15 protein-coding genes are annotated in these 14,655 nt (G+C 60.1%); 7 read left to right on the top strand and 8 right to left on the bottom strand.

Features of this window, described 5'->3' with window-relative positions; translation table 11 throughout:
• Positions 1–124 precede the first annotated feature (124 nt).
• The 7 genes from ACYP2Q_RS13850 to ACYP2Q_RS13820 all read left to right on the top strand — a co-directional run bounded on the left by ACYP2Q_RS13850 (position 125) and on the right by ACYP2Q_RS13820 (position 5,217).
• Positions 125–508 (top strand): hypothetical protein, encoded by a 384-nt coding sequence (locus ACYP2Q_RS13850; RefSeq protein WP_459730968.1) that lies wholly within the window; start codon positions 125–127, stop codon positions 506–508.
• A 172-nt stretch (positions 509–680) separates the two neighbouring features.
• Positions 681–1,313: a TetR family transcriptional regulator gene (locus tag ACYP2Q_RS13845; protein WP_459730967.1), complete on the top strand. Its 633-nt coding sequence runs from the start codon at positions 681–683 to the stop codon at positions 1,311–1,313.
• 186 nt (positions 1,314–1,499) lie between these two features.
• Positions 1,500–2,000, top strand: coding sequence for an urease accessory protein UreE (ureE, locus tag ACYP2Q_RS13840; protein WP_459730966.1), 501 nt, complete (start codon positions 1,500–1,502; stop codon positions 1,998–2,000).
• Positions 1,997–2,671, top strand: coding sequence for an urease accessory protein UreF (locus tag ACYP2Q_RS13835; RefSeq protein ID WP_459730965.1), 675 nt, complete (start codon positions 1,997–1,999; stop codon positions 2,669–2,671). Before ureE ends, ACYP2Q_RS13835 begins: the two co-directional genes overlap by 4 nt.
• A 23-nt stretch (positions 2,672–2,694) precedes the next feature.
• On the top strand, positions 2,695–3,309 hold the full coding sequence (gene ureG / locus ACYP2Q_RS13830) for an urease accessory protein UreG (protein WP_008058937.1): 615 nt from the start codon (positions 2,695–2,697) through the stop codon (positions 3,307–3,309).
• Between the two features lie 29 nt (positions 3,310–3,338).
• Positions 3,339–3,911 (top strand): HupE/UreJ family protein, encoded by a 573-nt coding sequence (locus ACYP2Q_RS13825; RefSeq protein ID WP_459730964.1) that lies wholly within the window; start codon positions 3,339–3,341, stop codon positions 3,909–3,911.
• 172 nt (positions 3,912–4,083) lie between these two features.
• Positions 4,084–5,217: an AGE family epimerase/isomerase gene (locus ACYP2Q_RS13820; protein ID WP_459730963.1), complete on the top strand. Its 1,134-nt coding sequence runs from the start codon at positions 4,084–4,086 to the stop codon at positions 5,215–5,217.
• Between the two features lie 18 nt (positions 5,218–5,235).
• On the opposite strand, the gene ACYP2Q_RS13815 is transcribed toward ACYP2Q_RS13820, so the two are convergent.
• The 8 genes from ACYP2Q_RS13815 to amaA form a co-directional block, all read right to left on the bottom strand.
• Positions 5,236–6,141 (bottom strand): cation diffusion facilitator family transporter, encoded by a 906-nt coding sequence (locus ACYP2Q_RS13815; protein WP_459730962.1) that lies wholly within the window; start codon positions 6,139–6,141, stop codon positions 5,236–5,238.
• A 158-nt stretch (positions 6,142–6,299) separates the two neighbouring features.
• The gene (locus tag ACYP2Q_RS13810; RefSeq protein ID WP_274076822.1) at positions 6,300–7,070 is read right to left on the bottom strand and encodes an SDR family oxidoreductase; all 771 of its coding nucleotides are present in this window, start codon (positions 7,068–7,070) and stop codon (positions 6,300–6,302) included.
• 729 nt (positions 7,071–7,799) lie between these two features.
• Positions 7,800–8,516 carry an ABC transporter ATP-binding protein gene (locus ACYP2Q_RS13805; protein ID WP_459730960.1) on the bottom strand — a complete coding sequence of 239 codons (717 nt, stop codon included), beginning with the start codon at positions 8,514–8,516 and terminating at the stop codon, positions 7,800–7,802.
• Entirely contained in the window at positions 8,513–9,385 is an 873-nt protein-coding gene (locus ACYP2Q_RS13800) for an ABC transporter ATP-binding protein (RefSeq protein WP_459730959.1), read from the bottom strand. The genes ACYP2Q_RS13805 and ACYP2Q_RS13800 overlap by 4 nt, the downstream gene beginning before the upstream one ends.
• Positions 9,382–10,665, bottom strand: a complete 1,284-nt coding sequence (livM, locus tag ACYP2Q_RS13795; protein WP_459730957.1) for a high-affinity branched-chain amino acid ABC transporter permease LivM — start codon at positions 10,663–10,665, stop codon at positions 9,382–9,384. Before livM ends, ACYP2Q_RS13800 begins: the two co-directional genes overlap by 4 nt.
• A 3-nt stretch (positions 10,666–10,668) precedes the next feature.
• Complete coding sequence (locus tag ACYP2Q_RS13790) at positions 10,669–11,583, bottom strand: ABC transporter permease subunit (protein WP_046819754.1); 915 nt, start codon at positions 11,581–11,583, stop codon at positions 10,669–10,671.
• A 240-nt stretch (positions 11,584–11,823) separates the two neighbouring features.
• Positions 11,824–12,957: a branched-chain amino acid ABC transporter substrate-binding protein gene (locus tag ACYP2Q_RS13785; protein ID WP_459730956.1), complete on the bottom strand. Its 1,134-nt coding sequence runs from the start codon at positions 12,955–12,957 to the stop codon at positions 11,824–11,826.
• Between the two features lie 362 nt (positions 12,958–13,319).
• The gene (amaA, locus tag ACYP2Q_RS13780; protein WP_459730955.1) at positions 13,320–14,603 is read right to left on the bottom strand and encodes an L-pipecolate oxidase; all 1,284 of its coding nucleotides are present in this window, start codon (positions 14,601–14,603) and stop codon (positions 13,320–13,322) included.
• Between the last annotated feature and the right edge of the window lie 52 nt (positions 14,604–14,655).

Here is a 14,655-nt window from a genome sequence, read left to right as displayed (position 1 = left end):
GGGCTGCAGAGAACAATCAATTCCGTTGATTATTAACATTGCGTTTATGAACTTTTATATCGACTTATCGAGAGTAGCATTGCCTTCGTACCCAATTTATCGCCCTCCTACGGAGCACCCCATCATGAAACGCCAACTTCTGCTTAGCCTTACACTTTCAATGCTGGCCAGCACCGCTTTCGCATTGCCAGCCGCCGACCAGGCCACCCCGCAAGTCAAAGACACTCACTCGGTGTTCAGCCAAACCGTCGCCGCTGATGGCTCCGACCGCACCCCAGGTCAAACCATTGCCGAAGGTGGAAACGATCGCCTGAAAGAAAAAGGCCTGATCACTGAAGACGGCTACGATAAAACCCCACAAGGTCAAACGGTTGCTGAAGACGGCTACGACCAGACCCCACAAGGTCAAACCGTTGCAGAGGACGGCTACGACCAGACCCCACAAGGTCAAACCGTTGCAGAAGGCGGTGGTGACCGTGTCATCGAACGCAACAGCGCTATGAGCTGAGCCCATGGCGGCCGTGAAAAAAAGCCCAATCACCGGATTGGGCTTTTGACTTTCTGGCCATATCCTTTGTAGAAGTTGCACCTCCCCGCCTGATCTCCCCCTATGTCGTTCGACGCCGGCAAAGCCGATTTGCTAGAGTGCGCCGCAGTCCTTTTCAGAAAACGCCCTTGCGATGCTGCCCCGCGCCGAACAAAAACAACAAACCCGTAATGCCTTGATGGACGCGGCCCGCCATTTGATGGAGGGCGGCCGAGGATTCGGCAGCCTGAGCCTGCGCGAAGTCGCGAAAACCGCCGGAATCGTCCCCACCGGTTTCTACCGCCATTTCACCGACATGGATGAACTTGGCCTGGTGCTGGTGAGCGAGGTCGGCCAGACCTTCCGTGAAACCATTCGCCTGGTGCGCCACAACGAGTTCGTCATGGGCGGCATCATCGACGCATCCGTGCGGATATTTCTCGATGTGGTGTCAGCCAATCGTTCGCAATTCCTGTTCCTGGCCAGGGAACAGTACGGCGGTTCATTGCCGGTACGCCTGGCCATCGGTCGCTTGCGCGAGAACATCAGTTCGGACCTGGCCGCCGACCTGTCCCTGATGCCGAAGCTGCAACACCTGGACATGGCCGGCCTGAGCGTCATGGCGGACTTGATTGTCAAAAGCGTGTTCGCCACCTTGCCGGACATTATCGACCCACCCGTCGAGGCACTGCCTGACCACTTGACGCCGCAAGCAAAGATCACCCAACAGCTGCGGTTCATCTTTATCGGCCTCAAGCATTGGCAAGGGCTAGGCAGTACGGAGTAAGCACCGCAACAGAACACCTGCCCGGCTTCAACCTGGTGCACATGAAAAAAACGTGCACCAATTTCAGCCAAAATCCTTGGCGCTCCGTAACTTTTCCTACGCTTCCTACAGGTATTTCCTACACATCCCCGGATTGGCAAGCCCCTTGCTCTAGCCTGAGCATTGTCCATTGCTGGAAGCTTTCCGATGCTGGTGATTCATCGCAGAATCGACCCTCAACCCGACTGGGCCGCCGAGCTGCACCTGACCTTCGAAGCCCGGAGCAAAAGCCGCTTGCGCTGTTTCAGTGCCGAGGGTGAGGACGTAGGGTTGTTTTTGGAGCGGGGTCAATCGCCCTTGTATGACGGCGAATTCCTGCAAGCCGAAGATGGCCGCGTCGTGCGCGTCTGTGCCCGTCCCGAACAATTGTTGCACGTGACCTGCGCCAATGCCTTCGAACTGACCCGTGCCGCCTATCACCTGGGTAATCGCCATGTTGCCTTGCAAGTGGGCGACGGCTGGTTGCGCCTGCTCGACGACTACGTGCTCAAGGCCATGCTCGAACAACTCGGCGCTGACGCCGTGCCCATCGAAGCTGCGTTTCAACCTGAGCACGGCGCCTACGGCGGCGGTCATCACCACTCTCGCCACGGTGATGAAGATTTCAACTACCCGCCAAAACTGCACCAGTTCGGCGTACGCCCATGAACCCTGCATGGGCATTGCTGCGCCTGGCCAGTCCGCAGTTGCCGATTGGCGGCTACAGCTATTCCCAGGGTCTGGAACTGGCGGTGGATAACGGCCGAGTGCACGATCCCGTCAGCGCGCGACGCTGGATCAGCGATCAACTGCTGCTCAATCTCGCCCGCTTCGAGGCGCCGCTGCTGCTCGCCCATTGCGTGGCGGCGGCTGAGGAAAACTGGAGCGAACTGCTACAGCGCTGCGAAGAACACCGTGCCAGCCGGGAAACCCGCGAGCTGCATCAGGAAAGCCGGCAAATGGGCTACTCCTTGCAGCAGCTGCTCAACGGCCTGCCTGAGCTTGATTCAGCAGCGCGCGCCTTTCTCCAGCAACGACCCGAACCCCACCTGGCCCTGGGCTGGGCGCTGGCGGCTCGTGCCTGGCAGATCAGCCCGCAGGACGCACTGGCCGCGTGGCTCTGGAGCTGGCTGGAAAACCAGCTGGCGGTACTGATGAAAACTCTGCCATTGGGCCAGCAGGGCGCGCAGCGCTTGACCAGCGAACTGCTGCCGCTGCTGCAGCAGGCCCAGCAGGATGCTACCCGAATCAACCCCGAACACTATGGCAGCGCCGCGTTTGGCCTGTCCCTGGCGTGTATGGCCCACGAGCGCCAGTACAGCCGTCTGTTCCGTTCCTAGGGCCTTTTATTTTGGAGAATCACATGAACACCCAACCTTTGCGCGTCGGCATCGGCGGCCCGGTCGGTTCCGGTAAAACCGCCCTGACCCTGGCCCTGTGCCTGGCCCTGCGCGAACGCTACAACCTGGCCGTGGTGACCAACGACATCTACACCCGCGAAGACGCTGATTTTCTAGTGCGCAACGAAGCGCTGGCACCGGAACGCATCATCGGCGTGGAAACCGGCGGCTGCCCGCACACGGCGATCCGCGAAGACGCCTCGATCAACCTCGAAGCCGTGGATCAGCTGAACCGCCGTTTCCCGGGGCTGGACCTGATCCTGGTGGAGTCCGGCGGCGACAATCTCTCGGCCACCTTCAGCCCGGAGCTGTCCGACCTGACCATCTACGTGATCGACGTTTCCGCCGGCGACAAGCTGCCGCGCAAAGGCGGGCCGGGGATCTGCAAATCCGATCTGCTGGTGATCAACAAGATCGACCTGGCGCCGCTGGTGGGGGCATCGCTGACTCTGATGGACAGCGACACCACGCGCATGCGCAACGGCAAGCCTTTCGTGTTCAGCAACCAGAAAACCGGCCAGGGCCTGGATGCGATCATCGCCTTCATCGAACGCCAGGGCCTGCTGACGGCAGCCTGACCATGACTTATCAACAAGGAAGCTTGTGCATGACACTCAAACGCATTCTGGGCGCCATGGCCCTGCTGTTGACACCGGCCATTGCGTTCGCCCACCCGGGTCACGGTGACAACGGACTGTTCGCCGGCATCAGCCACCCGATCGGCGGCCTCGATCATTTGTTGGCAATGCTCGCGGTCGGCTTGTGGGCGGCGCAACAGCACGGTGCTGCGCGCTGGGTGCTGCCCAGCACTTTCGTTGGCACCATGCTGGTCGGCGGGTTGCTGGGGTTTGAAGGGTTGAGCCTGCCGGCAATGGAAAGCGCGATTGCCGCATCGGTGCTGGCGCTGGGCTTGGCAGTGACCTTGGCGGTGCGTCCACCATTGAGTCTGGCGATGGGTGCAACGGCGATGTTTGCCCTCTTCCATGGCGTGGCGCATGGCTTGGAATTGCCGGACATGTCGAGTCCTTGGTCATATGCGGCAGGGTTTGTGGCGGCGACGGCGGCATTGCATGCAGCGGGTTATGCGGTGGTGCGGATGTTGCCTCAGGCGGCTGCGCCGTTGGTTCGACTGGCGGGTGCGGCCTCGGCGGCGACTGGGGCCTGGTTGTTGGCGGGCTGATTTTTTTCGACTGTTCTGGCCTCTTCGCGGGCAAGCCCGCTCCTACAGGATTGTGCTGTTCTTGTAGGAGCCGAGCTTGCTCGCGATAGCGGTCTGACAGACACCGCAACGCTCACGCCGGCCTCTCTGCTAACATGTCGCGCAATCGACCCTGCCGTGACGACGCCAGCCAATGCCGCCTGTTTCCCGCTCCACCTCCCAGCCTGAACTGACCGCCCTGTTTGCCTCGGTGCAACAGCACTTCCAGGACGTGATCGTGCCGCTCTGGCAAGGTCCCGGCTGGAATGCCGACATGGCGCTGCCCTATGAGGCGCTGGACGCCAAGCACACGCCGCTGCCCCCGCAACGCTACCGGGCGATGGCCTGCGCGCGGCAGTTGTACCTGTTCGCCAGCCTGATCGACCAGGTGCCAGGCGCCCAGGAGCGCGCGGCGGCGCTCTTCCGCTCCTTGCAGCGGCACTTCCACGACGCCGAGCACGGCGGCTGGTTCTACAGCATCGACCCGCAGGGCGCGCCGCTGGATCAGCGTAAAGACCTCTACACCCACGCATTCATTCTGTTCGCCTGCGCCCATTACTGGGACAAAGTCCGCGAGCCGCTGGTGGAGTCCGTGCTCAACGCTGCCCTGGAAGTGATCGCGCAACGTTTCGCCAGCGGCGACGGCCTCTACGAAGCGAGCCTCGATCGTGACTGGTCATCGCTGAACAGCGGGCCGCTGCAGAATCCGTTGATGCACCTGGCCGAAGCCTTCCTCGCCACACTGTCGGTGCGTGAGGACCTCGCCGTGCAACAGGCGCTTGTCGATTTATGCACAGGGATGCAGAAGCGTTTTATCGATCCGCAGCACGGCGTGCTGATGGAAAAACCGCTGGGCGCTGTGGATAACTGGTTCGAACCGGGACATCAGTTCGAGTGGTATTTCCTGCTGGAGTCGTCCGGGCTGCTGTGCGGTTCACCCTTGCATGCTTCGCTGGAGCGCGCATTTGCCTTCACCGAACAACTGGGCGTCGATCAACAGACCGGTGCCGTGCGGGCCATGCTCGACCTGGCACCGGAAGGTGGTTCACGGGACGCGACGCAGCGAATCTGGGCCCAGGCCGAGTACCTGCGTGCATTGACCCTGCGGCCGGGCAGCGAGGCTGCGGTACTGCGCCAGTTGCAGGCCTTGCAACAGCGCTGGCTGCACGCCGGTGGCTGGTTCGAGTGCCGTGACGAGCACGCAGAAGTGAGCCGTCGGGACATGCCGTCGACTACGCCTTATCACTTGGCGACTTGTTATCGCGGGCTGGCCGAGTACCTCGACTGATATCGAAAGGATCGCAAGTTACTCAATCCATTTCCGGTCCCCGGTAAAGCTGATGGTCAGCCATCGCGCCGTGTCCGGCTTGCCGAGCTTCGCGGAAATCTCCTCGCGCAAACTGTCCAGTTGGCCCACACCGTCCAGCCAATAATCCTTCGGCAATACGATGTGAATTTCGATAAAACAGGCCCGTCCGTGTTTCTGCACGTAGGAAATGTAATCGTCGAAACCATGTTCGACCTTGGCCAAGTCCATCACTTGACGCACCTTGTCGTCCAGTTGATCCGGGGCAATCCCCAGCACATCGCGCAATGCCGGGCCGAGGATCTTGTACGCAGGGGGGAGCATGCCCAAGGCCAGCAGAATCAGAATCATCGGGTCGACGTACACCGCCCATTTGTCATAACCCTGGATCTTGAGCAGCAGCGCGATGAGGAAACTCACCAGCAGTCCCGCCGACAGCATCGCGTCCACCAGCCAACTGATGTTGTCGAACTGGATCAGCGATGATTTGAGTGTGCGATTGCGTCGGCGGACGTAGAAAAAATAGATGAGCTCAACGACAGTGAAGAATGCCGCGTAGAAGATCACCAGCCCCAGTTCGACCTCGCGGCCACCACTGATGATGCCGAACACACCGTTGAGAAAGGCATAAATGGCGACCAGGAAAATGAAACTGCCCTCGATCACCAGCACCATGGGCTCCAGATGCCAGGAGCCGAACTGGAAACGCTGATTGCTCTCCTTGGCGATCATCCGGGCGGTGATCAGCATCAGCACCTTGATGAAGGCCGCGATTAACGAAAAGAAGCCATCGAACAGGATCGATTGGGCGCCCGAGACAAAACCGGTGATGATCCCGGCGATTGTCACGGCCAGCATCAGAAAGGTCGATTGCTTGAGCAGCGCCTGCTCGCCTCGATTGCTCACATGGTCTCCTCGAACCGTTGAAAGCGGGTTGTTGGGTGAGGAGTCTAGCTGATGTCCTGCGCTGTCAATTCCGGCCCCTTCGCGAGCAAGCTCGCTCCTACAGGTTCAGCGCGAACCCTGTGTGAGCGAGCCTGCTCGCGATTGGCCGTAACGCGGTCTTACGCCTTGCCACCACTGCGATCAATCGCAAACCCGGCCCAGGTCTGGCTCACCGGCATTAGCTCCAGGCTGTTGATATTGATATGCGCCGGCGCATTGAGGACCCAGAAAATGGTGTCGGCAATGTCTTGCGGCTGGATCGGCTCGGCACCGGCGTAGGTGGCGTTGTAACGCTCCTGGTCACCGGCGAAACGCACCAGCGAGAACTCGCTCTCGCACAGCCCCGGCTCGATGTTGCTGACCCGCACGCCGGTACCCTGGAGGTCGCAACGCAGGTTCAGGGAGAACTGTTTGACGAACGCCTTGCTCGCGCCATACACGTGGCTGCCCGGGTACGGGTAGTTACCGGCGATGGACCCCAGGTTGACGATGCCGGCGCCACGGCCATGGGCGATCAGGCGCGGCAGCAGTAGACGCGTGCTGTACATCAGGCCTTTGATGTTGGTATCGACCATGGTGTCCCAATCGTCCAGGTCGCACTTCGGCGCCGGATCAACGCCCAGGGCCAGGCCTGCGTTGTTGATAAGCCCGCGCAGCTTGGCGAAGGACGGCGGCAGGTTGGCAATGGCTTCTTCCATGGCCTTGCGGTCGCGCACATCGAGCACCAGGCCATGCACCTCGGTCTGCTTCGACAGTTCGGCACACAGGGCGTTGAGGCGTTCTTCACGACGCCCCGTCAGCACCAGTTTCCAACCGGCCTCGGCAAAACGACGGGCGCAGGCTTCACCAAAACCGGAAGTCGCGCCGGTGATAAACAGGGTGTTGGACATGGTGTTCTCCTTGCTACGGCTGATCGGCAGCCATTGGAATAGAAAATCAGCAGGCAGCATGCCCGGCCTTGCGCACAGCGGCAACCGCCGCGCTATCTGTACAAAAAACGAGCAAAGCTTGCAACGCCTTGTCGGCCGTGGCTTGCAGACATGTGCGCGCACGTTATCCACAAGCCGGTCCACAGTCTTTGGGGGCAAGTGGAAAAGCTGAAAGCCGCTATCCACAAGGCTTTGCGGGGTGATTTGAAACTTTTTTGCTTGACCCGCATTGGCTTGCTGTGTAGCCCGGGGTCAATTTCCCGACCGGGCGGTCAAGCCTACGGTGGCGCCAAGCCAGTAATTACGGCCCTCAGCCGAGTCTTTCCAGAGTTTAATCACAGACTTATCCACAGGCTTGATCACTGCATTGCAGCGCACTTTCCTCTCCGAGAAAAAGGTTGACAAAGCCACCTTGAAGGTCGGAAAAAACGCCTGATCAAAAAACAACCATAGCGCTGCAAGCCCCGGATTCAATGGCGCTCAGCCAGCTACTCCCACGTTATTCACAGCCAGCTCCACAGCAAACGGGGACAAGTCAAAACCGTGACAAAACAAGTATTTGCAGCGGCTTTATGTCGCGCTTTCGGAGCTCGACAATATTGTTTTCCACAATTTCCCGCTGGCAGAAATCGGGGATACAAAAAAGCCCCGGCGATTGCTCGTCGGGGCTTGAGTGACTTCAGCCGGGTATCAGTGCCCGCCGAGATACGCGTTACGCACGTCCTCGTTGACCAACAGCTCCTTGCCGGTACCGGTCATGCGAATCTCGCCGTTGACCATCACATAGGCCCGGTCCGACAACCGCAGCGCGTGGTTGGCGTTCTGCTCGACCAGGAAAATGGTCATGCCGGTCTTCGCCAGTTCCCGCAGGGTCGCGAAGATCTGCTTGACCACGATCGGCGCCAGCCCAAGGCTAGGTTCATCGAGCAAGAGCAACTTTGGCCGGCTCATCAGGGCCCGGGCAATGGCCAGCATCTGCTGCTCGCCACCGGACATGGTCATGGCCCGCTGGGTACGCCGCTCTTCGAGCCGCGGAAACAGCTGGAACATGCGCTGCATGTCTTCCTTGGCGTACTTGTCACCGATAGGGATGGTGCCCATCAACAGGTTTTCCTCGACGGTCATATCGGGGAATACCCGCCGCCCTTCCGGCGACTGTGCGATGCCGTTGGAGGCGATGTAGTGGGACGACTTGTGGGTGATGTCCACGCCCTGATAGAGAATCTGCCCGTCCGCCGCCCGGGGCTGACCGAAGATCGACATCAGCAGGGTCGACTTGCCGGCACCGTTGGAGCCGATCAGGCTCACGGTTTCCCCTTCGTTGATGTGCAGCGAGACGCCCTTTAGTGCCTGGATAGGCCCGTAGAACACATCCAGGTCCTTGAGTTCGAGGATGGGTTGGGTCATACCACCTCCTCTTCATCGGCGCCCAGGTAGGCGGCAATCACTTTCGGGTCGTTGCGAATCGCATCGGGCCCGCCCTCGGCGATGACGATGCCGTGGTCCAGCACCACGATGTGGTCGGAAATACTCATTACCATGCCCATGTCGTGTTCGATCAGCACCACGGTCAGATCGTGCTCGTCGCGCAGCAGCCGGATCATCGCGCTCAGCGCTTCGGTTTCCTGAGGGTTGAGGCCGGCGGCCGGCTCGTCGAGGCAGATGATCTGCGGACGGGTGCACATGGCACGGGCGATTTCCAGGCGGCGTTGCTGGCCGTAGGACAGCTCACCGGCCAGGCGGTTGGCGCAGTCCACCAGGTCCACCACTTCCAGCCAGTAGAAGGCATGGTCCAGCGCATCGCTTTCGGCCTTGCGGTAGCCCTTGGTGTTGAGGATGCCCGCCAGCATGTTGCGGTTGACCCACATATGCTGGGCCACCAGCAGGTTTTCCAGCACCGACATTTCCTTGAACAGGCGAATGTTCTGGAACGTCCGCGCCAAGCCGGCGCGGTTCACCAGGTGGGTGCCGCCGAACATCTTGTAGCGCAGCCGGGTGATGAAGTTTTTTGGCGAGACAAAATCGGTCGGCTTGAACGATTCGCCCAGCAACTGGATGACGTTGGTCTGCTGCCCGCGCACGTTGAGTTCGATCTTGCCGCCGGAGGCCTTGTAGAACCCGGTCAGGCAGTTGAACACCGTGGTCTTGCCCGCGCCGTTGGGGCCGATCAGGGCGAAGATCGAGTTGCGCTTGACCTTCAGGCTCACATCATTCAACGCCTTGATGCCGCCGAAGTGCATCATCAGCTTCTCTACCGAGAGTACGACTTCGCTCATGGCGCTACTCCTTTACGCGGGGTCACACCGGTACGGCTGATCCGAATCAGGCCGCGCGGTCTCCAGATCATCATCAACACCATCAGGATGCCGAACAGCAGCACGCGGTACTCGGCAAAACCACGCAGCAGTTCCGGGGCCACCGTCAGGACGAAGGCCGCAATGACGACGCCTATGGTCGAGCCCATGCCGCCGAGGACCACGATGGCGAGGATCAGCGCCGATTCGAAGAAGGTGAACGAGGTCGGGTTGACGAAACCCTGGTAAGTGGCGAAGAACACGCCGGCCAGACCGGCCGTCGATGCGCCGATGGTGAAAGCCGAGAGCTTGACCAGCACATGGTTCAGGCCCATGGAGCGGCAGGCGATTTCGTCTTCACGCAGGGCTTCCCAGGCGCGGCCGACCGGCATCTTGACCAAACGATGCTTGATGTACAACACGGCCAGGACCACCAGGAACAACACCGCGTAGATGAAGTAGTACTTCACGTCCGGGTTGTAGGCGATGCCGAAGAACTCATGGAACGGCACACCGCCATCCTTCGCGCGCTTGCCGAATTCCAGGCCAAAGAAGGTTGGCAGGGGTGCCGGCATGCCGTTCGGGCCACCGGTCAGGGACAGCCAGTTGTTGAGGATCAGCCGGATGATTTCGCCAAAACCCAGGGTCACGATCGCCAGGTAGTCGCCGTGCAGGCGCAACACCGGGAAACCGAGGATGCAACCGGCCAGCCCGGCGGTGATCGCCGCCAGCGGCAGCACCGTCCAGAAGCCCAGCCCCAGGTACTGATAGCCGAGTGCCAGGCCGTAGGCGCCGATGGCGTAGAACGCCACGTAACCCAGGTCGAGCAGGCCGGCCAGGCCGACCACGATGTTCAGCCCCAGGCCCAGCAGCACGTAGATCAGCCCGAGGATGACCACGCCCAGCAGGTAGGAGTTGGAGAAAAATGGGAACACCACGGCGAGGACGATCAACAACGGGATGATCCAGCGCAACCGTGATTTGTAGTCAGGTGCCAGTACATGCACCCCGGAACCGGTGCTTTCAAAACCTTCGAGGATGCTCAAACCCTTGGGGGTCTGCAGGAACAGGCTCAAGGCAAAGCGACCGGCCATGACGATGGCGACAATCCAGGCCACGCGGGTGGTTTCCAGGTTGAAGCCATAGCCATCGAGGACAACGCCGACAATCGGCCCGAACACGATCAGGGCGATGAGGCCGGCAAGAATCGCGTCAACCAGACTTTTTTTGAGATCAATGGTTTTTTTAGTGGTTGAGGACATCGCTTACACCTTCGACACAAGAGGACGGCCGAGCAGGCCTTGGGGCCGAAAGACCAGAACGAGAACCAGCAGCGAGAAGCTGAAAACGTCTTTGTAGTCCGAGTTCACCAGGCCTGAGAACAGCGACTCGGAGATCCCGAGGATGATCCCGCCCAGCATGGCGCCTGGCAGTGAGCCAATGCCGCCGAGCACCGCGGCGGTGAACGCCTTGATGCCGATGATGAAGCCGGCATAGAAATCGAACGTGCCGTAGTTCATGGTGATCAGCACGCCGGCCAGGGCCGCCATCGCTGCACCGATGATGAACACATAGGAAATCACCCGGTCGGTGTTGATCCCCAGGATCGAAGCCATCTTGCGGTCTTGCTGGGTTGCACGGCACATGCGGCCGAGCTTGGTGTACTTGATGATGTAGGTCAGCGCGGCCATGCCGACAAAGGCGGCGACCAGGATGAACACCTTGGTGTAGGTCAACTGCACGAAACCTGTGCCGACCTCGACACGCCAGGCCCCCGTGAGCAACGTGGGAACACCCTGTTGCTTGGCGCCCTGGGCGATCTGCGCATAGTTTTGCAGGATCAGCGAGATACCGATGGCGCTGATCAGCGGTGCCAGTCGGGTGGAGTTACGCAGGGGCTTGTAGGCGACGCGCTCGATGACCCAGCCATACACCGCCGTGACCACGATGGTGAAGATCAGGGTGCCGAGCATCAGCAGCGGGAAGGATTCAATACCGAAGTATGCCAGCAGAGCCAGACTGATTGCCGCGAGGTAAGCGGAAATCATGTAAACCTCGCCGTGGGCGAAGTTGATCATGCCGATGATGCCATAGACCATTGTGTAGCCGATGGCGATCAGGCCATAGACCGACCCGAGGGTCAGGCCGTTGACCAGTTGCTGCAGGAAAATACCATCCATAACGCAATCTCACGCAATGAGAACCTGCACATGTGGCTGTGCGGTTCCTCTAAGGAAAATACAGATTTACGTCGGAGCAATGTCAATCACGATCAGGCTGGACACCACGTCACCCTGTAGGAGCTGGCTTGCCAGCGAAAGCGGTGTTCCAGCCAACATTGATGTCGACTGAACGGGCGCATTCGCGGGCAAGCCCGCTCCCACAAGGGATCTGTGGGGTTCAGGTGATCGGGTCAGCCCTTACTTCTGTTTTTCCAGCTGGTGGTATTTGCCGTCCTTGTCCCACTGGTAAACCACGTAGTCGGAGATTTTCAGGTCGCCCTTGCTGTCCCAGGTCTTATCGCCCATGACGGTCTTGACCGTGTTCTTCTTCAGCCACGCAGCTGCTTCTTCGCCTTTATTGGACTTGGCGCCGTTGAAGGCTGCAGCCAGGGTCTGGACCGAAGCGTAGGCGTACAGGGTGTAGCCTTCAGGCTCGGTACCGGCCTTGCGGAAGGCGTCTACCACAGTCTTGCTGTCTGGCAGCAGGCGTGGGTCGGCACCGAAGGTCATCAGCACACCGTCGACGAATTGCGGACCGCCAGCGGTAGTCACCAGCTCGTCGGTCACGATACCGTCGTCGGACATGAACTTGACGTCTTTCAGACCTTGTTCACGCAGTTGGCGAACCAGAGGACCGGCTTCCGGGTGCAGGCCACCGAAGTAGACGACGTCAGCGCCGGCACCGCGAATCTTGGTCACGATGGTGCTGAAGTCTTTTTCGCCACGGGTCAGGCCTTCGTACAGCACAGGCGTTACGCCGCGCTTGACCAACTGGGCCTTGGTGGCGTCAGCCAGGCCCTGGCCGTAGGTGTCCTTGTCGTGCAGCACGACAACCTTCTTGCCCTTGAGCACGTCGACGATGTAGTCGCCGGCCACGATGCCTTGCTGGTCGTCACGCCCGCACATGCGGAACATGGCGCTCAGGCCGCGTTCGGTAACCTGTGGGTTGGTGGAACCCGGAGTGATGGCGATGATGCCCGCTTCGTCGTAGATCTCGGAGGCCGGGATGGTCGACGAGGAGCAGAAGTGACCGACCACGCCGGCGACTTTCTGGTTGGTCAGGTCCTTGGCGACTGTCACCGCCTGTTTCGGTTCGCAGGCGTCATCGCCCTTGACCAGTACGATTTTTTCCCCGTTGACGCCGCCCGCTGCGTTGACCGCATCGGCTGCTGCCTGTGCACCCTTCATGTACTGCTCGCCAAATGCCGCGTTGGCGCCCGTCATTGGTCCCGCTACGCCGATCTTGATGTCAGCCTGAGCAAACGCAGAAACACCCAACGCAGCTGCCACTGCGAGGGCCAGAAAACCTTTCTTGTAAAACGTCTGGGACATGAGGTGGTGCTCCATGGTTTTTTTAATTGGCACTGCGACTTCACTGACTGCTCAGAGCAAGGGCCGTGCCATCGGTTTTTTATTCTGAAAAAAGTCGCTGCTTTATTATTATTTCGACTGTCTCGGGCCCATTTTCATTGGGCGTGCAACCGTCTAAACCGCGGAAGGTAAAACCATTATTTTTTTGAGGCGCAACCCGCCTGCGCCATCATTGCAACCGCGGCACTAAACGACGTGCAACCAGCCTGTAACAACGTGCGTCACCGAAGTGCACACTGCTGGTGCGGGACTGCTACAACCCGCACCATTACAGGCTAGCCGCTGATCGAAAAAGCGCCGCTTTCGACTACAAAAATCAACACTCAGATCACGATCCGCAAGCACTGGCCCGCGTGATACAGCGAAAAACCCGCCTCGTACAGACAGCTGCGCAACCCCACCCCGGCCAATGGCTGCATGGGCGCGAAGGGAATCGGTAGCGCTTGAGGATTTCCGTTACACAGGTAATCGGCAAAAGCCTTGCCGACCACCGTCCCCGTGGTCACGCCCCGGCCGTTGTAACCGGTGACTGCCACTAAACCGGGCGCCGGCTCGAACAGGCGCATCAGATGATCGGGGGTAAAGGCGATGCAACCGGTCCAGGTGCACTCCCATTCCACCGGTTTGAGGTAGGGAAAGTAATGCTGCTGCACCCGATCGGCCCAGGCCTTGAGAAACCAGGCCGGCTTCTGGTTGCCATTACCGAGGCTGCCGAGCAGCAGGCGCCCGTCTTTGTCCCGGCGAATACTGCTGAGCACCTGGCGGGTGTCCCAGGAACCCTGGCCACCAGGCAATATTTGTTGCGCGGCGTCTTCGGTCAGAGGAGCCGAGGCGACCTGATAGTAATAACCGGGGAAGAAATTGCGCCGCAGCTCGGTCCAGTCGCCTTCGGTGTAGGCGTTAGAGGCGATCACCACTTGCTCGGCCAGCACCGAACCCTGCGCGGTTTGCACCGACCAGCGCTGCCCCTGACGTTCGAGTCGGGTTACCGGGGAATGATCGAACAACTGACCGCCCAGGCCAATGGCCGCCTTGGCCAAACCCGTGGTGTAGGCCATCGGGTTGAGGGTGCCGGCGCGGCGATCGAGCAATGCGGCGGCAATCTTCTTGGTCCCGGTGGCTTGTTCGCACGCTTGTCCGGTGAGCAATTCAACCGGTGCACCACGGCGCTTCCATTGTTCTTCACGACTGCGCAAATCAGCTTCGCCACGGGCGTTGTGCGCCATGTGCAGCGTACCTTCGCGGCGCAACTGGCAATCGATGTTGTACTTGTCCACAAGGCTGAACACCAGGGATGGCGCCCCCCCCAGCATACGGTTGAGCTGGCTGCCGACCGCCTCGCCAAACCCGGCTTCGATTTCGTCCGGGGGAATCCACATCCCGGCATTGACCAGCCCGACATTGCGCCCCGAACCACCATGGCCGGCGCGATGGGCCTCCAGCACACAAACGGTCTTGCCTTGCTCCAGCAGATGCACCGCCGCCGACAATCCGGTAAACCCGGCGCCGATTACGCAGACATCAACCTTCACCTCACCCTTGAGCGCCGCATTGTCAGGCCTTTGTGGCGTCAATTTTTCCCACAGACACTCTTCGCGTAACGGCATTGCCAGACTCCAACAGAAACCTAACCAACACACCATTTACCTGTAGGAGCGA

This window comes from Pseudomonas sp. MHK4 (assembly GCF_054600775.1).
The sequence above is the reverse complement of the archived record's forward strand: the minus strand, read 5'-3'. Positions and strand labels throughout refer to the sequence as shown.